The sequence below is a fragment of the Sporosarcina sp. E16_8 genome, assembly GCF_017347095.1.
Classification (GTDB): Bacteria; Bacillota; Bacilli; order Bacillales_A; family Planococcaceae; genus Sporosarcina.
Map to the genome: position 1 here is coordinate 38585 of NZ_JADPRZ010000012.1, position 19611 is coordinate 58195.

18 protein-coding genes are annotated in these 19611 nt (G+C 40.1%); 15 read left to right on the forward strand and 3 right to left on the reverse strand.

Going from position 1 to position 19611, the window contains the following annotated elements:
• The first annotated feature begins 20 nt into the window (after positions 1-20).
• Entirely contained in the window at positions 21-926 is a 906-nt protein-coding gene (locus tag I2484_RS10265; RefSeq protein ID WP_207150927.1) for an RluA family pseudouridine synthase, read from the forward strand.
• Between the two features lie 15 nt (positions 927-941).
• On the forward strand, positions 942-1727 hold the full coding sequence (locus tag I2484_RS10270) for an MBL fold metallo-hydrolase (protein ID WP_207150928.1): 786 nt from the start codon (positions 942-944) through the stop codon (positions 1725-1727).
• Between the two features lie 176 nt (positions 1728-1903).
• Here the strand turns inward: I2484_RS10270 and I2484_RS10275 are convergent, their stop codons facing one another.
• Positions 1904-2554 carry a spore coat protein gene (locus I2484_RS10275; protein WP_346014178.1) on the reverse strand — a complete coding sequence of 217 codons (651 nt, stop codon included), beginning with the start codon at positions 2552-2554 and terminating at the stop codon, positions 1904-1906.
• 171 nt (positions 2555-2725) lie between these two features.
• Here I2484_RS10275 and I2484_RS10280 point away from each other — a divergent pair, with 171 nt between their 5' ends.
• Complete coding sequence (locus tag I2484_RS10280; RefSeq protein WP_207150929.1) at positions 2726-4012, forward strand: glycoside hydrolase family 18 protein; 1287 nt, start codon at positions 2726-2728, stop codon at positions 4010-4012.
• Between the two features lie 51 nt (positions 4013-4063).
• On the opposite strand, the gene I2484_RS10285 is transcribed toward I2484_RS10280, so the two are convergent.
• The gene (locus tag I2484_RS10285; protein ID WP_207150930.1) at positions 4064-4204 is read right to left on the reverse strand and encodes a hypothetical protein; all 141 of its coding nucleotides are present in this window, start codon (positions 4202-4204) and stop codon (positions 4064-4066) included.
• Positions 4205-4529: 325 nt separating this feature from the next.
• Between I2484_RS10285 and gdhA the strand changes: the two genes are divergently transcribed.
• The 8 genes from gdhA to I2484_RS10325 all read left to right on the forward strand — a co-directional run bounded on the left by gdhA (position 4530) and on the right by I2484_RS10325 (position 14575).
• Positions 4530-5912, forward strand: a complete 1383-nt coding sequence (gene gdhA, locus I2484_RS10290; RefSeq protein WP_207150931.1) for an NADP-specific glutamate dehydrogenase — start codon at positions 4530-4532, stop codon at positions 5910-5912.
• A gap of 164 nt (positions 5913-6076) precedes the next feature.
• Positions 6077-7288: an argininosuccinate synthase gene (locus tag I2484_RS10295; RefSeq protein WP_207150966.1), complete on the forward strand. Its 1212-nt coding sequence runs from the start codon at positions 6077-6079 to the stop codon at positions 7286-7288.
• Between the two features lie 240 nt (positions 7289-7528).
• Positions 7529-9100: a DUF6583 family protein gene (locus I2484_RS10300; protein ID WP_207150932.1), complete on the forward strand. Its 1572-nt coding sequence runs from the start codon at positions 7529-7531 to the stop codon at positions 9098-9100.
• Between the two features lie 168 nt (positions 9101-9268).
• Positions 9269-10462, forward strand: coding sequence for an ABC transporter permease (locus tag I2484_RS10305; RefSeq protein ID WP_207150933.1), 1194 nt, complete (start codon positions 9269-9271; stop codon positions 10460-10462).
• Positions 10459-11592: an ABC transporter permease gene (locus tag I2484_RS10310; RefSeq protein WP_207150934.1), complete on the forward strand. Its 1134-nt coding sequence runs from the start codon at positions 10459-10461 to the stop codon at positions 11590-11592. The genes I2484_RS10305 and I2484_RS10310 overlap by 4 nt, the downstream gene beginning before the upstream one ends.
• Positions 11585-12259 (forward strand): ABC transporter ATP-binding protein, encoded by a 675-nt coding sequence (locus I2484_RS10315; RefSeq protein ID WP_207150935.1) that lies wholly within the window; start codon positions 11585-11587, stop codon positions 12257-12259. The genes I2484_RS10310 and I2484_RS10315 overlap by 8 nt, the downstream gene beginning before the upstream one ends.
• 9 nt (positions 12260-12268) lie before the next feature.
• Entirely contained in the window at positions 12269-12850 is a 582-nt protein-coding gene (locus I2484_RS10320; RefSeq protein ID WP_218627979.1) for a YdcF family protein, read from the forward strand.
• A gap of 303 nt (positions 12851-13153) precedes the next feature.
• A complete protein-coding gene (locus I2484_RS10325; RefSeq protein ID WP_207150936.1) occupies positions 13154-14575 on the forward strand; it encodes an S-layer homology domain-containing protein in 1422 nt (473 codons plus the stop codon).
• 299 nt (positions 14576-14874) lie between these two features.
• Here I2484_RS10325 and I2484_RS10330 read toward each other — a convergent pair whose 3' ends face one another.
• Positions 14875-15672 (reverse strand): histidinol-phosphatase HisJ family protein, encoded by a 798-nt coding sequence (locus I2484_RS10330; protein WP_207150937.1) that lies wholly within the window; start codon positions 15670-15672, stop codon positions 14875-14877.
• 95 nt (positions 15673-15767) lie between these two features.
• Here I2484_RS10330 and hisZ point away from each other — a divergent pair, with 95 nt between their 5' ends.
• From hisZ to hisB, 4 genes are read left to right on the forward strand one after another with little or no spacing between them, the layout of a single operon-like run.
• A complete protein-coding gene (gene hisZ / locus I2484_RS10335) occupies positions 15768-17000 on the forward strand; it encodes an ATP phosphoribosyltransferase regulatory subunit (protein WP_207150938.1) in 1233 nt (410 codons plus the stop codon).
• 1 nt (position 17001) lies between these two features.
• Complete coding sequence (gene hisG, locus I2484_RS10340; protein WP_207150939.1) at positions 17002-17628, forward strand: ATP phosphoribosyltransferase; 627 nt, start codon at positions 17002-17004, stop codon at positions 17626-17628.
• A gap of 6 nt (positions 17629-17634) precedes the next feature.
• A complete protein-coding gene (gene hisD, locus I2484_RS10345; protein ID WP_207150940.1) occupies positions 17635-18921 on the forward strand; it encodes a histidinol dehydrogenase in 1287 nt (428 codons plus the stop codon).
• Entirely contained in the window at positions 18914-19498 is a 585-nt protein-coding gene (gene hisB / locus I2484_RS10350; RefSeq protein WP_207150941.1) for an imidazoleglycerol-phosphate dehydratase HisB, read from the forward strand. Before hisD ends, hisB begins: the two co-directional genes overlap by 8 nt.
• Positions 19499-19611: the final 113 nt, after the last annotated feature.

The window sequence follows — 19611 nt, forward strand, 5'->3', positions numbered from 1 at the left end:
GAGTGAGGAGTTTATTAATTATGAAAAAAAATCATAAGAATTCAGCAAGTAGAAAAGAAGATACATCCGTTTATACAGTGAAAGAACCAATGGAGTTATTACCATTTCTATTGGAGATGATGTCTAGTAGCCGTAATTCAGTGAAATCTATACTGACGCGTGGACAGGTCACAGTTAATGGCAGGATGGTAACACAACATAATCATCCACTTCAAGCTGGACAAAGTGTTGAAATTCTTAAAAATCGGGCGGCAATGAAAGAGGAAACGCTGGTCGGTGTAACTATTTTGCATGAAGATGACGATATTATTGTTATTAATAAAGAAGCAGGTCTGCTATCAGTCGCTTCAAAAAATCCGGAAGACATGACCGCTTATAGACAGCTAATGGACTATGTAAAAGAAACCAATCCACGGAACCGAGTTTATATCGTTCACCGTCTAGACCGAGATACATCGGGTGTGATGTTGTTCGCGAAAAATGAAGAAGTAAAAAATGGATTACAAGCCGCGTGGAATGAAGTCGTGAAAGAACGCATGTATACGGCACTTGTTGAAGGTGCTGTTAGGAGAAAAGAAGGAACGGTTTCATCATGGCTAAAGGAAAGTAAAACATTTAAAGTATACTCAAATCCGACTGATAATGGCGGTCAACATGCTGTAACTCATTACAAAACGCTACAGTCAAATAGTAACTACTCTTTACTTGAAGTTCAATTGGAAACAGGCCGTAAAAATCAGATTCGCGTTCATATGGAGGATATTGGTCACCCAATTGTTGGCGATAAAAAATACGGATCTACCGTTAATCCAATCAAACGGATTGGACTTCACGCTACGGCTTTGGCACTTTTACATCCGCGTACTGGAGAACTAGTCCGTTTCAAGGCCGATGTACCTTCTCAACTTATTGCGAAGTCAAAATGATCGGTTGGTGTGTTCATGAAAATTACATCTTATGAGGATTTAAAACAGGCTGAGATGGTACTTTCATTTGGTAAGCAAAGAATGACCGTTTCCATTTTTATGATAGATGGGTTATTAATTGATACCGGACCGGCGAAAATGAAAGCAAAACTCATCCCCTTGTTTGAACAGTGGGATATGACGAAAGTAATCTTAACACACCACCACGAAGATCATACGGGGTTGGCATATTGGCTTCAAGAAAATAAGAAAGTCCCGATTTATATTCATGAATTAGGGATTAAAGACTGTGAAAAGCATATGAAGTTACCTTTTTATCGTAAAGTTTTTTGGGGTGAAAGAGAACCGTTTCAACCGATTGAATTGAATGACATGATTACAACAGAGAACTACAACTGGAATGTCATCCATACACCTGGTCACGCGCATGACCATGTTGCGTTGTTTAATCAGGAAAAAGGTTGGATGTTTGGCGGTGATTTGTATATACAACCGACACCTAAAAGTTTGTTTGCATTTGAATCTGTTCCGGAAATTATTATGTCATTAAGGAAAGTATTGACGTATGATTTTGAAACGTATATTTGCTCTCATGCGGGGATCAAAGTTTTTGGAAGACAAGCGATTGAGAAGAAGTTGGATTACTTGGAAAGCATACGACAAGAAGTTCAATCCCTTTACAATCAAGGTATGACTTCGCATGCAATAAGAAAAAAACTTTTTCCAAAAAGTCATCCGATGCACTACTTATCCTTCTTTGAAAATTCACCAAAACATATCGTCAACTCGATTTTGGAATGAGTTGCGTGCTTGAGTAAATAGGTTGTAATAAAGAGCCCCATTGAATTTGCTGCGGCGCTAGGGGAAGCCTTCGCTCAGTTTATTATAGGTATTTATTTGTTCAACATATATAGTAATAAAAAAATCAGATGTCCACTCGATTTCGAGGGGGCATCTGATTTTTTGTTTTCAGTTATTTACTGCAAAGTGTTAGTCGGCATTCCCGGTTGGCCTTGTGAAGAGGCGAATGAATTCAATAATTGTTGCATATCTTGTGCGGCGAGTTGTGGCACCTGATAATAATGGTGTTTGTTTTGGTAAATCGCCAGTTCATAAGCCATTTCTATACAATTGGGTACAGAGTCGGCAAGTACGCGACGTACGACGGGGTTACATGTTTCAGTGGCAGCCATTGTTTTCATGGATGCTCCAGCTTTTGCAGAGCCTAGTAGAAAGCCTGAAATGATTTCATCCGATATGTCTGCCTCGGACTGCATCGGTTTTTTCGGTTGGGACGGTTTCATGCCATACACGAAGTCATTGCCCTGTTTCATCTCATATCTTCCAGTTGGATGTGAGGGATTTCGTCCGGTCTTGAAACATTCAACCGTAATGTTGTATGCGTCTAAAGTAAAGCGGTATTGGCGATCCAAAATATCAAGTAACTCGGGATCTTTCACATGTGTTCGTAATAGCATTGCTTGGTTCAGACATGCGACAGTCCCAGATAATGCCTCATGTACGTCAAATAATTCATGACCGCCATGATTCATTTGCTGCGTAACACTACCCGTGTGCATATTCTCGTGAGTTTGATTGTCCGTTTGGCCGAATGGATTTTGTGTCACTGTATAAATTCCTCCTTAATAGTTATTGATTTTCATCAACAATAGTATGGATAATCACGTGGAAGCTATACGTGAAAATTGTTAAATCAAAACAAACTAAGCATAATCTCCTTCTAACAAAAATAGTCTAGGGTAGAGGGCATTTTTATTAATGAAAGGCAGATGATAGGTATGCAGATTCATGTGGTTCAAAAAGGTCAAAGTATATATGGAATCGCTCAAGCTTACGGCATTAATTATCAAGAAATTGCACAAGCTAATGAGTTGCCAGATCCATCACGTATCGTTGTAGGCCAAGCGTTAGTCATCCCGATTACAGGTAGCTATCATTGGGTTCAGCCAGGTCAGTCGCTTTATGTCATTGCCGAAATGTACGGTTTGACCGTTAATGAGCTCGCAACAATTAATCGACTATCGCCATCGCAAAACTTGCGGGTGGGACAACGTCTTTACATTCCATCGCGGCCGAAAAAGTCGGCTGAGTCATTACTCTATGTAGAGCCTAGGACCCCAGTAACTCAAGTAATGATTGATGAAGTTAAACAAAGAGTCGATGCACTAACGTACTTAGCTATGTTCAGTTACGAGGCGCAACGAGACGGATCATTGAAAGCACCCTCGATCGATGACATTCCAAATATAGCGAGTACTGCGGGGGCAGCGAATGCACTTGTAGTAAGTAATTTGGAGAACTTTGCATTTAATGCAGATCTTGCTCATGTATTGTTTACTGATCAAGCGGCACAAAATCGGTTGTTCGGCAATCTCATCCAAGTGGCCAATGAAATCGGGTATAAGGACATTCATTTTGATTTTGAGTTATTACATCCAGAAGATCGTGAGCTTTATAATCGTTTTCTGCGAAATGCGAGAGATCGATTCCACCAAGCAGGGTTCACAGTTTCGAGCGCACTCGCACCAATGACAAGTGACGTCAGGACAGGAATTTACGGGGCTCATGACTATCGTGCGCACGGGGAGATTGTGGATTTTGTTTCACTCATGACGTATGAGTGGGGCTATACGTACAGCGATCCACAGGCAGTAAGTCCAATCGGGCCTGTTCGAGACGTTGTCGAGTATGCCGTCAGTCAAATTCCGAGTGAAAAAATATTTTTAGGCCAAAATCTATATGGCTACGATTGGTCGACACCTTATCCGAGCCAGGGTGGATCTGCTGCCAAGGCTTTAAGCCCTCAACAGGCGATCCTGATTGCGACAAATCAAGAAGTCGATATCGAATACGACTATGTGGCGCAGGCACCGCATTTCAGATACACGGATGATACAGGGGTACGTCATGAAGTTTGGTTTGAAGATGCACGTAGCATTCAAGCTAAATTCGACTTGATCAAGCAGTTCAACTTACGCGGGATTATGTATTGGAAACTAGGCTTAGCTTTTCCGCAAAACTGGTTGCTGTTGGAAGACAATTTCGCCATTCGAAAAATCACTTGAAAAAAATGAACCGCTGTGCCTGAGCACCTGCGGTTCATTTTTTAAATCTATTTACTCTTTATTGATATAATTGATGAAACTCGTCAGAAATTCTACATCCGGATTGAAAAGTAAAACAGGTAGGAAAACGAAAGTCGCTAGTAGCGTTATATTCGCACCAACAAATGTACGGAGTATCTTTTTAAATTTCATTGACCTAACCTTCTTTCTCCTAGTTGTAATTTTCTAATAGCTCTTGACAGCTACACTGATAAGTATATGCTTCATCAATAGATATTTGAATAACTAAATAATACTCTCTCTTCAGAAAAAAGTAAATATTTTTATTTTTCATACATAAATATGACATAATGATGTATAATTACTTATTCAGCAATAGATAAAAAGTTGTATATATTCATGTTTTCAGCGATAATACTAAAAAATGACTAAATGATTTTGAACTATCATTCAGTTGTGGAAGTATGGATTTAACGGCTTCCACCTTTAATTTATACAAGAAAGGGATGAGTGTAAAATGACGAAGTTGAATGAAACTCACAATGATAGAAAAAAAAGAGCGAATGATTATGTCCATGAAGTCTATGAATTGATCAAGAAAAGAAATCCAGATGAGAAAGAGTTTTTACAAGCAACAAGAGAGATTTTCGATTCTCTTCGACCTGTCTTTTCCAAGCATCCCGACTATATAGCAAATGGTATTTTAGAACGTATTACAGAACCGGAACGCATCATCATTTTCCGTGTTGCATGGGAAGATGATCAAGGTAAAGTACATGTAAATCGTGGTTTCCGTGTCCAGTTCAACAGTGATCTTGGACCGTATAAAGGTGGTATCCGATTCCATCCTTCTGTAAACAGTAGCATCATGAAGTTTCTCGCATTTGAACAGATATTTAAGAATGCGTTAACAGGCCAACCGATTGGTGCAGGTAAAGGTGGTTCTGACTTTGATCCGAAAGGTAAATCAGACCGTGAGATTATGCGTTTCACTCAAAGCTTCATCACGGAGTTGAGCAGATATATTGGTCCTGATACCGACGTTCCAGCAGGGGATATCGGGGTTGGTAAGAGAGAAATTGGGTATATGTTCGGTCAGTATAATCGCTTGAAAGGCGGTTATGAAGCAGGCGTATTCACTGGCAAGGATCCAAAACATGGTGGTAGTCTTGGGCGTAAAGAGGCAACAGGTTATGGAACTGTCTATTTTGTTGAAGAGATGTTAAAAGAAGCAGGTTTAAGCTTTGCAGGTAAAAAGGTTGTTGTTTCCGGGTCGGGTAACGTTTCCACTTATGCAATTGAAAAAGCAATGCAGTTAGGTGCTACTGTACTGGCTTGTAGTGATTCAGGCGGTTATATTTATGATGAAGATGGAATCGATCTTGATACTATCAAGCGTTTAAAAGAAGTAGAGAACAAACGGATTTCAGAATATGTTAAAGAACATCCGGGAGCAAAGTATTACGATGATTGTTCTGCAATCTGGTCAATTCCATGTGATATTGCGCTTCCTTGTGCGACGCAAAATGAAATTGATGAGATAGCTGCACGTATACTGATTGCGAACGGTGTAATAGCAATTGGGGAAGGTGCGAATATGCCTTGTACGCTGGAAGCGATGGCGGTTTTCCACGAGCATAAAACGTTATTCGGTCCGGCGAAGGCTGCGAATGCAGGCGGCGTAGCGGTATCGGCAATGGAAATGTCCCAAAATAGCATGCGCCTCTCTTGGACAGTCGAAGAGGTTGATGAAAGGCTTCAGACCGTTATGAAAAATATTTATACGAGCTGCTTAGATGCAGCAGAAGAATATGGACATCCCGGTAACCTCGTAATGGGAGCCAATATTGCAGGATTTTTAAAAGTAGCAGATGCAATGGTAGCCCATGGTCTTAGTTAAGCTTATGACAATCCCTTAAAAAGAGTACACAGGCTAAAAATTGTGTACTCTTTTCAATTTCAAAAAATATTCAACAAAACTATTGTGTTAATTTGAAAATATGTTATTGTAAAAATACAAGTTATTGCATAATCATACAGGCGAGTAAGTGGAAGGGGATTTTAATAATGACTAAGAAAAAAGTGGTTTTAGCATATTCGGGTGGACTAGATACTTCTGTGGCGGTACAGTGGCTAACGGAACAAGGGTATGATGTAGTGGCGGTTTGTCTTGATGTCGGGGAAGGAAAAGACTTGGACTTCATCCAGGCGAAAGCATTGCAGGTTGGAGCTGTAAACAGTTATGTAATTGATGCGAAAGAGGAATTCGCACAGGAGTACGCGTTGCTTTCCCTTCAAGCTCAAACCTATTATGAAAACAAATACCCGCTCGTATCGGCACTTTCACGTCCGTTAATTTCGAAAAAACTTGTCGAAGTGGCACATAGAGAAAATGCTACTGCGGTTGCGCACGGCTGTACAGGAAAAGGGAATGACCAAGTACGTTTCGAAGTGGCAATTAAAGCATTGGATCCATCATTGGAAGTTATCGCTCCTGTCCGTGAGTGGAGTTGGTCGCGTGAAGAAGAAATTGCTTACGCAAAAGAGAAAAATATACCAATTCCAATCGATCTCGAAAGCCCATATTCCGTCGACCAAAATTTATGGGGGCGTGCTAATGAATGTGGAATCTTGGAAGATCCTTGGGCGGCACCACCTGAGGAGGCATTTGGTCTTACGGTTTCAATTGAAAATGCGCCAGATACGCCTGATGTCATTGAAATTGATTTCGTAAAGGGTGTACCTGTAAGTATTGATGGTCAGCTATATCCACTTAGCGAGCTGATAATGAAACTAAATGATATCGGTGGAAAACACGGAGTAGGAAGAATTGACCACGTAGAAAACCGTCTTGTTGGTATCAAATCACGAGAAGTTTATGAATGTCCAGGAGCAATTATATTATTGAAATCACATAAGGAATTGGAAGATCTGACACTCGTTAAAGAGTTGGCTCATTTCAAACCAATTATTTCACAAAAGTTGAGCGAGTTAATCTATAACGGCTTGTGGTTCTCACCTCTTAGAGATGCATTAGAAGTATTCATCAAAGAAACACAGCAATACGTCAATGGAACAGTACGTGTGAAGCTGTTCAAGGGGCATGCGCTTGTTGAAGGCAGAAAGTCACCGAATTCACTTTACGACATGAACCTTGCAACGTATACGTCTGATGACTCGTTTGACCAGTCTGCAGCGGTTGGGTTCATCAAGCTTTGGGGATTACCTACAGAAGTTCACAGTATGGTAAACAAGAAGCAAACAGTGAAAATATAAGCACTATCCATTCAAAGAACCATCTACTCTTTAGGGTAGATGGTTCTTTGAAATGGATGATTCTTTTGGTATGGAGAAGAGACTAGTCGAATATCACTAATTGCAGCAAAAGGTGAATTTTTCCAACTTTTTTTTGAGTAAAGACATAGACTGTGATAGTATGAAAAAATATGAATATGAAAAAAATTCTACTTCAGCAAAACATTTCTAGTTCATAATTCAAATTTAGGAGGAGATAATATGGAAGAGAAAGTAATGAAGAACAAGTCGCCCAAGTTAGTAATGATTATAATATTAACTGCGTTGGTCATTGTGGGCGGTAGCGTATCGGCATTTTTCTTGGTGAATAAATCACCGAAAGTGCAATATCTTTTAGCAGAAGCAGAAACGTTTAAACAAATGGGTACTATTTTAGAAGACCGCTATAAGAATGAACTAAGGTGGTTGGAAGTTCAACAGGAAAAGCCGGTTGAATCAAATTTTGACCTATCCGGCGAATGGAATGATCCATCCGCTGACTATGAAATGCAAGAAGTACAAAGCATTGTCAATAGCGCTAAAGTTTCCAGTAAACAAGTCTTTGATCCAGTTAAGAAAGAGCTGGAAGTGGATCTAAGGGGAGAACTAGGCAGCGTCAACATGAACTTTGGTTCGGTTTTTGTGACAACTGAGAAAATCGTGGCCTCATTGCCATTCATGGATGAACTTATTCGCTTCGACGATAAGGATTATGGGAAGTTAATGCGAGAAAATGATCCAGATTATAAAGGAAATGAAAATCTAGGTTTATCTCAGCTATTCGAAGACGGCTTTTCGATGACGGAAGAATCTCGTACATATGTCGAAAAAGAATATATTGCGTATCTTATTAAGGGAATTCCTGAAGAAGCATTTACAAGTGAAAAAGAAGAACTTACCGTATTTGATAAAAAAATCAAAACAAAAAAAATCAAGATGAATCTTACAGAACAACAAGTGAAAAAGTTACTGAAAGATTTATTGGAAAAAGCGAAATCAGATGAAAAACTTAAAACGATACTGAAAGAACAAATGAAACTTACTTCATTTGCTGGGGATACATCCGATAATGAAATTACAACAATTATGGATGGCTTTGAAAATGGACTTGATGAAGCGATTGAAGGCGTGGATTCGATAAAACTACCAAACGGATTGCAATCTACAATCTGGCACCATTCAAACAAAATTGTGAAACGTGAATTCGCAATGGGTGTTGGAGAAGATAAGACTGATGTCGATACGTTAATGATTAGCGGAACACAGTTGCTAGAGAAAGCAGGGCAAAAATGGGACTTCACAGTCGGCGTAGAAGATTCCTTCGGTGATGAAAACATTGTGAAAATCAAAGGCGATTTAAGCTGGAAAGATCAAAAAGCAACTGATTCTATTACATTAACTATGGATGATATGAAGTTCATCTATAAAGGAAAAGAACAACTAAAAGATAAAAAACGGACATTCACTCGCTCACTTGGCTTTACAGATGGGGATGTGGATCCTGCTGTTATTTGGAAAGGTAGCGCAACGCACGAAAATGATTCAATGAAAGCGAAACATGAATTTACTTTCAGTGAAGAATCAATGGGCGTTAATATGTTCAATTTGATTTTAAAGCAACAAGGAAAAGTTGTGAAGAAAGTAGATATGCCAGTTGAAACGGAAGACACTGTGAATATTGGTAAAATGAATAAAGATGAATTAGAAGCGTTTACTGAAGACGCTATGGTGAAGGTCCAAGATTGGATGTTTGGATTTATGGAAGATTTACAAGGTGAAATAGGCGAATTTTAACTGCATTCAGCCGGGGTCCAAACCCCGGCTGAATTGTAGAACTTTGGTTAAGATCACTGCGTCCTGCGGGCACAAGTTCGATTCAAAATCTGGACGCAATTACGCCAAGGCGAAATTGATAGAATGGAAGTGACTATTTTGCTATCCATAAGGAGAATACTGTTTTTCATGCACCAATATAATAAACAGTTGAAGAAGAGGTGGGCAACACTTCTTCTTCTTTTTCTATTTCCAATTGTTTTGATTGGCTCATTGTTGCTCCTGGTGGCTGGTTTACTGCTGCCCGAAGAAGATTCGCCAATCCGGGTGGCTTTGGTTGATGAAGACAGAACGCAGGAAACGATACTGTTTAGCGGACTACTGGAAGAAACAGCCTCGGATAATCAATTTATCCAAGTTGTGTCGATAACGAAGGACAATGCTGAAAAGCTGATGGCGCAAAATGAAATCAGTTCCTATTTTATATTTCCAAGCGGGTTTACGGAGGATTTGTATGAAGGGGAGTCTGTGATAATCCCGATTGTTGGGAATCCATCACGTTCAACAGATAGTTTTCTTGTGAAAGAGTTAGTGGAAAGTATGATGCGCTACATTTCTGTGGCCCAGTCGACTATTCTGACCATTAATGAGTACGCAAAGAAAACGGATATGCCCGAAGAAGAACGTAAAAAAATGATGTTTCAACAGTTTATGGATTTCAGTTTGTACACACTAGGGAAAGATAAGCTACTTGATGAAGAAGTGATTACAAATGTGGCGACGTCTTCTCCGACTCACTATTACATATTGTCCGGCTGGTTAATAACCATGTCAGTCTGGCTTTTCGCTATCTATACTATTTTAGGAAAAGAGGAGCATTCCTCGATGCTAATTCGGATGAAATTGTTCGGTGTAACCATGTGGCAACGTATCCTAGCCAGAATTCTTGTCTCTTTAGGATATAGCCTCATCGTTGCGGCAGTAACGTTTTTCATCGTAAATAAGTTTGGTGGATTTGAACTATTTCTAACTGATTATTTACGTTTTGGCTTGTTCACTATTCTTTATGCCCTGTTATTTTTAGTTGGCATAGCGTTAATTGATGTTTTAATTTCTTCTCGGAAAATCGTTCTTTTACTACAAAGCCTATATACCTTGCTACTGATTTTTACAAGTGGTGCAGTTATACCGACTCTCTACTTTCCGCAAGTGATTCAAGGCCTATTACCGTATATCTTTTCATACATTAGCTTGAATTGGATGATTGATATTGTATTAGAAGGGCGAAACTATGCAAACTTCACAACGCTGACCGTCCTTGCTACTATCGGACTACTCCTGCTTTGGCTATCAACAGTCGGAAAAGAGAGGTGGACCCGATGAAGAATATTTTGTTTATCCGCTGGATGCGTTTGAAGAAGGAATGGAGAAGTCATATATGCTGGATGCTTCTCCCGATCGTTATGACAGTACTAATTATGCAAGGAGTTGAGACTTGGCAAGCGGAGACTAAAGTGCCGATAGCCCTTGTAGTTGAAGAACAGACCGAAATGGCAGCTCGTCTAGTCGACGATATCGCGAGTACGGAGCTTCTCCATACCCAGTTGATGCCCCTGGATGAAGCACTGCATAGACTCCAACAGCATGAGCTGGATAGTGTGTTCGTTATTCGCGAAGGCTATGAGGGTAATATACTCGCGAATCGGCGAAATCAGCTCATCGATGCATATTCTTCCAATCGGTCTTTCGCTTATCAAGCCGTCGTCGAAACGATTACATCTTATGCTCAACAAGATGCGGCCCGTTCAAAAGCAGCTTTTGTCATCAAACAATTATTCTCAGATTACGATATGGAAGATGAGTGGAGTTATGAAGAAATTATTGAGAGAAGTCGCGAGAGACAAAAAAGTGAAGCGCTACTCCAATCGAGTTTTAATTATTATGATAAGGATAATACCACTGAAGAACAAGTATTACCGCTACTGAAAGCATGGGGTGTTTGGGCATTCTTTGCAATTATCACGACATTTTTCCTATTCGACTGGATGCTAAAAGAAAATAGACCATCGATGCGCCAGCGCTGGTTATTCACGGAAATCTCTTATGAAAAGTATGCAAGTGGATCGTTATTGTTTTTTACGGTCATCATTTTCTTCATGGATCTTGTCACGGCATTTATTTTTTCGTCATTATTCCAGGAAGCATTGACAATCAGAGTTCTGATTTCACTTTTCTCTTTTAGGTTGACGATAAATTTGCTTGCGTTTCTACTTGCAAGCGTCAACAAGCAATTGTTTATGTACTATATATACAGTCTGGGGATTGCACTGCTTCTGATTGTAATCGGTGGGTCAATTATACCGCTCTATGGGCTTACGGGGAAGTGGCCGTGGATTGAAGAACTTAGTCCGGTCCAATCGTTACTGAATGGGACGATACCGCTGATATGGCTCTTCATTTTAGCTGTCCTGTTTGCCAGGTGGGTACAAAAAGGGGGGAAGGTAAATGCTTAACGTGACGGGGCTACAGAAAAAGTACAAGGAAAAGACCGTTTTAGAAAATGTGAATTTTCAAATGAAACCTGGAGAAATTGTCGGTCTTGTTGGGGAAAATGGTGCAGGAAAATCAACATTACTTCAACTCCTTGCGACGGTTATGCAGCCGACACAAGGTGATATTCAATTGGATGAACTATCTTATGTGACTGATATAAAGGAAATTAGGCGCATAATCGGCTATGTTCCTCAAGACATATCTATCTGGGAGGAATTCACAGTAGAAGAAAATATGCTTTTTTTTGAAAAGTTGTCGTGGAAAAAACGCACAAAAGAGGAATGTCGAAAACTTTGTCTAGATATGCAATTGACGCATTGGAAAGAAGGGGTACATTCTCTATCGGGAGGCATGAAAAGGAAGTTGAATCTAGCAATCAGCCTGCTCCATGATCCGGCTTTCTTGTTGTTAGATGAACCTACAGTCGGTATTGATCTGAAATCCAAAATGGAGATAGGTTCATATTTGCGTAGCTTGGCGAAAAATGAAGGTAAAATGATTATGTACACATCTCATGATATGGACGAAATTACTACCGTTTGCGATCGAGTTTATGCAATCGGGAAAGATCCGTTTTATTTGAATTTATTGGTGGAGAATAAAATTCCTGTAGAACAGTTGAAATGAGTGATTGTATTGAGAAAATCGAAGAAAATAGCTATTGCTTGTACTATCGTAATTACTGTTGGTAGTCTGTTTTTATGGTGGCTAACGGGTAAATGGATAGACGAGGGATTAGAACCTGTAGCAGATGGCACGAATGACTATGCGATCGTACTTGGTGCTAGAGTGAAAAAAGATGCTCTGTCGCTGTCTTTGCAGTATCGTTTGGATGCTGCGCTAGAGTACGCCAATGAACATCCAAATGTGACCATAATCTTATCGGGCGGGCAAGGTCAGGATGAGCCAATTAGTGAAGCGGAAGCAATGAGACGGTTTTTAACGGAGAATGGCGTCGCTGAGGAACGGCTTATTTTAGAATCAGCATCTACTTCAACTTATGAAAATATACTATTTTCGAAAAAAATATTGCCGTCTGAAATTCAATCGGTCACAATCATTACAAGTGATTATCACCTGGCGAGAGCGCGGAAAATTGCGGCTAGCCTTGGTCTTGATTCAGATGCAGTGTCGGCTGAAACGCCGAAAGTAGTGGCGACAAAATTGGTTTTTCGGGAGCGTATTGCCCTTGTGAAGACGTATGTTGTAGGGAAATAACCGCGCATTCCCCTTTATTAGGAAGATGCGTTTTATAAACTATAGAATAATCCTGTCATGTTTTACTGATAATTCTATTCATCGAATTAGGATAAAGGAATACTATCTTTACATGACGAATTAATAGATTATATGTGTTGAAGTATTGAATAGTGCATATAATCCAGCGTAGGCTACCCCTAAGCGCACAAGCGTTAGTTAATGGAATCATTCTTTCTTTCACAACTTTTCTTGAGGGAGGTCGTAGACGTAGTAATTTACGAAGGAAAGAGATTTATCAAATCATAAAATAGGAGGCATAGTATGGTGAAAACGAAGTTCAAATTTCGATTGCTTTTTGTGGTTGCACTTATGATCCAAATGATTGTAGTGCCGTACCATTTTTCAGCAGCTGAAATAGATACGAGTGCTCCTTCTTGGGCACTACCAATCGATTATCTTGCTATAGGTGATTCGTTGGCAGCAGGCGTTACTCCAAACAATGAATTAGGGAAAGGCTATGCAGATTTCTTAGCGGAGTCCATTCGGGAGATAGGGGCTTTGAAGACGTATAACAAAGGCTTCTCGTATCCAGGATATAAGACAACAGACGTTTTAAATGATATTAAACTGAACGTCACAAAGGATATCTACGGCATTGGCTTTGAAGAGAAGTCGGCCAAACTTCAGCAGGCCATCAAAGATGCAGAAGTGATCACAATTAGCGCCGGAGCAAATGATATTTTACCGCTCTTGAAACAAGATCCGGTGACAGGTAAAGCCACTATCGATCAGAAAGTGGCGTTGATAACGCTCCAGCAAGTAGGTACAAATTACAAATCGATTATGGCTCAAATCAACGAAATTAATCCTGATGCGCAAGTGTATGTCATGGGCTATTATAATCCGTTTCCTTATATGTCCGAAGACATCCAACCGTTACTCAAACAGCTACTAGATATGTTGAATAAAGCTATTGCAACAGGGCTAGTGGGAACGCAAGCAATCTTCGTGCCAACAGGTGAAGTAATTGCGTCAGACTACAAAACCTACCTTCCAAATCCAGAGAATATCCACTTGAGTGAAGCTGGCTATAAAAAAGTGACTGAGCAATTCTGGACGAACATGCGAACAGCTAATCCAGGGATTGAGGCAGGTAACCCCGTTGTTGATCCAACAACACCAACACCAACACCAATAGTATTTTCGGATATTGCGAATCATGGTTTGAAGAATTATATTGAACAGGCGGCAGCTGCTAGAATCATTGGTGGTTACGCGGACGGAACATTCAAACCTGATCAAAACTTAACACGTGTGCAAGCTGTTTCATTAATAGTAAGCGCATTAGGTTTAAAAACGGAGGACGTAGCTCCATTTGGCGATATTGGTAATTATGCAGATAAAACAAAAGCTGACATCAATGCCGCTTATAAATATGGAGTTATTAAAGGGGATAAAGGAAACTTTAACCCAACTGATTTAGTAACTCGCGCACAATTAGCTTTAATGATTGAACGTGCATATGGAAGCGTAACAGGAAAAGCATATAAGGCCTCTACTAAAGCACCTTATTCTGATTTCGGAAACTATAATGCGGAAGTAGTAAATGCTATTTCAATGCTTCATGAACTAGATGTTGCAACTGGATTCGAAGGGAAGTTCATGCCAAGTAGCTCAACTTCACGTGCGCAAGCTGCAAAAATGGTTGTTAACTTTATCTCTATATTTAAACAAGCAGAGTAATAGGAATGTAAAAAAGATCCAGTACGTCTCTAGTTAGTAGAGACGTACTGGATTGTTTTATTTAAAGATAAGAAAAGTCACATCTATTGATTAACCTGTTATTTGCATAAATTACTGGTGAGAAGGGCTTGGAAATCTTCATTTTCACTGGACTATTACCGGCCCGCTTACGGCTAACTATTCATGACAGATTTACTGAGGGCGGCCTAGTGCGGCTAGTTGCCTGTCGCATCCCTACACATCCAGGTAATGGCATTGTAGTCGTTCAATCCAAAGAAATTCAAATGTAACTACTTAATTCACATCATATTACTAATTGCGTGAAGAGTAGGTTTTTTATTGTCAAACGAAGTGATATACTTGAACCCAATCGACTGCAACAATTGCAGTGATTCTCTGAATTGAAATGCAATGTCTTCGGGTTTATGTGCATCGGAACCAAGTGTAATGATTTCGCCTCCGCATTGTTTATAAAGCTTCAAAATATCATCACTTGGCATGCCGTTTGTCAATCCATAGCGGACGCCGGAAGTATTTAACTCAATTCCTTTGCCTTCTGGAATAATGACATTGAAAATCTCGGACAGTTCATTATGAAAAGGGTTTGGGCACGGTTTTTTTGTGTACCTCTTCACGAGGTCGACATGACCGAGGATGTTAAATTGTTTATAGTTTTTTACACAATATAATAACTCTGCATAATAAATACCATACGCTTCTTCTATGGTTTTATTCTCAAAAAACTCTCCGTAGTGTAACCCCTTTTTTTCGACGGTATGCATGGAGCAGATAACAAAATCGAATGTTTCCTTAGCCATAAGTTCGTCGTATTTGTCTAGTATATGTGGCTGTACACCAATTTCAACGCCTTTCTTTATACGAATACGCCCTTCATATTTCTTCTGCATCTCAATCAATGTGCTTGCGTAATCCTTTTGGTCAAAGTCAAAAACGATTGTATCATCGGGATATTCGTAGTCGATATGTTCAGTAAAACAAATTTCAGTTAATCCTTTTTGAATCGCTCCCTCAATCATATCTTCCATTGAAACTGGGCAGTCTGCTGAGAACGAACTGTGCATGTGATAATCGAACATTAATAATCATTCCTCCTGTTGACATTTCGTTGGTATACCTTTATAGTACTAAATAACTTTAGTCTAGTAAAGCAGTAAAGTAAGGGGTGTTGGAAATGGTTAGAAATGAAGTGTATCCTGAACGAATGTTAAGTGATAGTGAAAAGTTTGAAAGAATCATTAAGACAATCAATAAGCGTTTTACCACATACGGCTATAAACGAATTAAAACGTCGGCATTTGAACAATATGATTTATATTCAAAAGTAAAAAGTTCAATCAACCAAAATGAAATGATTAAAGTAATCGATCATACAGGGCAAGTATTGGTATTGCGGCCCGATGTCACGATTCCAATCACAAGAGAACTAGTGCAAAATTTCCCGGGCCTTTCAAGTGAACTTCGTTATTTTTATGTACAAGAGGTATTCCGTCAGCCATTCGATAAAAATGACAGCATTGAACGTACGCAAGCGGGCATTGAATATTTTTGCGATAGTTCTCCTGAAGCAGATGCAGAAGTAATTGCGCTAGCTTGTCACTTAATGAGAGATTTAGGATTCAATGATATTAAAATAGAATTAGGGCACGCTGGATTTTTCAATGAACTTGTCCAGAACCTACCATTTACTTCACTTCAAATTGATCAATTGAAGTCCTTGATACAAGCGAAAAATGTTGTGGAAATTGGACCATTTCTTCAAAACCTGGATATTGACGATGAGATAAGGGAAGTAATCGAACGGATTCCGTTTTTATATGGTAACCCAGTTGATGTGAGTGAACGGACAACAGGAATTGCCTTGACCGAAAAAATGCAGGACACGCTCGATTATTTAATGGATGTTTACAGTATATTGAAAATGTACGGATTGGAACAGTATATCGTCATGGATTTGGGATTGATTAATCATATGGGTTATTATTCAGGGGTTATATTCCAGGGGTATGTCGAAAGATTTGGGAAACCTGTTTTAATGGGTGGGCGCTATGATGAGTTAGGAAACGAGTTTGGAGCAAGACTTCCAGCGATTGGGTTTGCATGTGAAATTGAATCGTTAGTTAAAGCGACAGACAGCAGGGAAGCTACATCCCGCTTTCCAATCGATGTAAAAATAACGTATGCGGATAGCCAATTGGAACAAGCAATTGCCATCGCCAATGAATTAAGAGAACGGAATTATAGTGTGCTGTCATTTTCAGAGCACAAAGAACAGGCAGATCCACGACAGAGTGTTTACTCGATACGTTTGGAGAAAGAAAGTAATTCATTTCTTTATAAAGATAAAGTTACGCCATTTACGGACTTAAAAGCGTTGCTGGAATTACTCGTAGGGGGATTGAATTGAAATGACACATCTTACAATCGCCATGGCGAAGGGGCGTACTGCTGACAAAGCGTTAGCGTTTTTTGAAAAAGCAGGCATCCGTTTTTCAGAGTATCATGATAAAAGCAGAAAGCTTGTTATCTATGATGATGAAAATAAAGTGAAACTTATTTTCGTGAAAGCAGTTGATGTTCCAACCTACGTCGAAAAAGGAGCAGCAGATATCGGGATTGTCGGTAAAGATACGATTATGGAGGATCCAGTCGATGTTTATGAACTGCTGGATCTAGGAATTGGAAAATGCCAGCTGGCTGTTGCCGGATTTCCGGATAAACAATTTCCAAGTAGTGCGTTGCTGACAGTTGCATCAAAGTATCCAACAGTGACAAAAGCCTATTTTGACAGCAAAGGCATTCGAATTGAGACCATCAAGTTGAATGGCTCCATCGAATTGGCACCACTTATTGGTATGGCAGATGTTATCGTTGATATTGTTGAATCAGGCAAGACACTAAAAGAAAATGGATTGGTCGTCTTAGAGACAATTGCAGATGTAAGTGCACGATTGATTGTTAATAAAGCAAGTTATGCGACAAGAACTAGTCAAATCCAGCAAGTCATTTCGGACTTAAAAGCTGCATTGGAGTGATAATTTATGAAAGTTTTAACGTTAGAACAATATAAAGAAGAGAAAAATCAGCAATCAGCAGTACAAACGAATGACCTCGATTTTGATCGAACTGTGCTTGGAATTATCGGAACAGTTCGTAAAGAAGGTGATCAGGCGTTATTCAACTTTACGGAACAGTTTGACGGTGTTCGGCTGGACAACCTGGTTGTGACAGCTGACGAGTTTGCGGAGGCGCAGGCGTTGATTACAGAAGAGTTTTTGGTTGCGCTACGAAAAGCAAAGCAAAACATTACCGCGTTCCATGAGGTTCAAAAAGAACAATCTTGGTTTATCAATCAGGAAAAAGGAATTGTACTTGGTCAGAAAGTGACGCCATTAGACAGTGTCGGTATATACGTACCTGGCGGAAAAGCGGCTTATCCTTCGACTGTTCTCATGAATGCCATTCCGGCAAAAATTGCGGGAGTCGGACGGATTGCTATGGTGACACCACCACAAGCGGATGGCAAAGTGAATCCACATGTCCTAGTAGCGGCGCAAGAAGCTGGTGTGGATATCGTCTATAAAATAGGTGGTGCACAAGCGATTGCAGCATTGGCGTATGGAACTGAAACGGTGAAAAAAGTAGTGAAAATCACTGGGCCGGGAAATGCGTTTGTAGCCCGGGCGAAAAAATGGGTGTTTGGTGACGTAGCCATCGATATGATTGCAGGACCGAGTGAGATTTGCGTTGTGGCAGACGATAGCGCTGTCCCAGAATTTGTCGCAGCGGACTTGTTATCGCAAGCGGAGCATGATGAACGGGCAACAGCGGTATGCGTAACGACGAGTAAATCATTTGCCCAAGCGCTTCAAAAAGAAGTGGTGAAGCAAACTGAACAAGCAGATCGGAAAGGGATCATCGAAGTTTCAATCGCTGATAATGGGCGTATTATTGTGGTTGATTCATTGGAGGAAGCTTACGACTTCGTCAATAAGCTTGCGCCGGAACATTTACAGCTAATGGTGGAAAATCCGATGGAGCAATTGGCATTCATTCACAATGCAGGAGCAATCTTCTTGGGGAACTATTCACCAGAGGCCCTGGGTGATTATATGGCAGGTCCGAATCATACATTGCCAACGAGCGGGACATCGGCATTTTCATCGCCGTTAGGTGTCTATGACTTTATGAAAAGATCGAGCATTATCCATTATACAGAGCAAGCATTGCAAGACGTATCCGAAGACATTATCACAATTGCGAATGCGGAAGGCTTAACAGCCCATGCAAATTCAATTCGAGTAAGGAAGGCGAACTTATATGCGTAGTAAATCGATATCAAGACAGACAGCAGAAACAAAGATTAACTTGGACTTTGCGATTGATGGAAGTGGAACGACAACTATTAAAACAGGAGTTGGCTTTCTCGACCATATGCTGACGCTATTCACAAATCACGGTCGATTCGATTTAACTGTTGATTGCGATGGTGATATCGAAGTGGACCAGCATCACTCCGTCGAAGATATCGGCATCGTATTGGGACAAGCGTTTTATGAAAGCATCGGAACAAAGGAAGGCATCGAGCGCTATGCAACAGTGTCAACACCTATGGACGAAGCATTATCAACAGTTTCTATCGATATTAGCGGGCGTCCATTTTTCGTTTATAACGTAGAGGGTTTGAAAGATAAAGTAGGGGAATTCGACACGGAGCTTGTTGAGGAGTTTTTCCAAGCGTTCACAAGCCATGCGAAAGTGACATTGCATATCAATTTGCAGTACGGGAAAAACAGTCACCATATTATCGAATCAATTTTCAAAGGATTCGGACGTGCATTGCGCGTAGCAAGTGCGATTAATCCAGATGTAAAAGGAGTTCCCTCTACGAAGGGAATGCTATAAAAACATCTCCTTTTAGCACCTATATAGTGAACCAATGAAAATATCTATATAAACTAAGCGAAGGCGCCTTAAAAGGGGTAGCCGAAGCCATAAGACTGGCGGCGAAGCTGCTT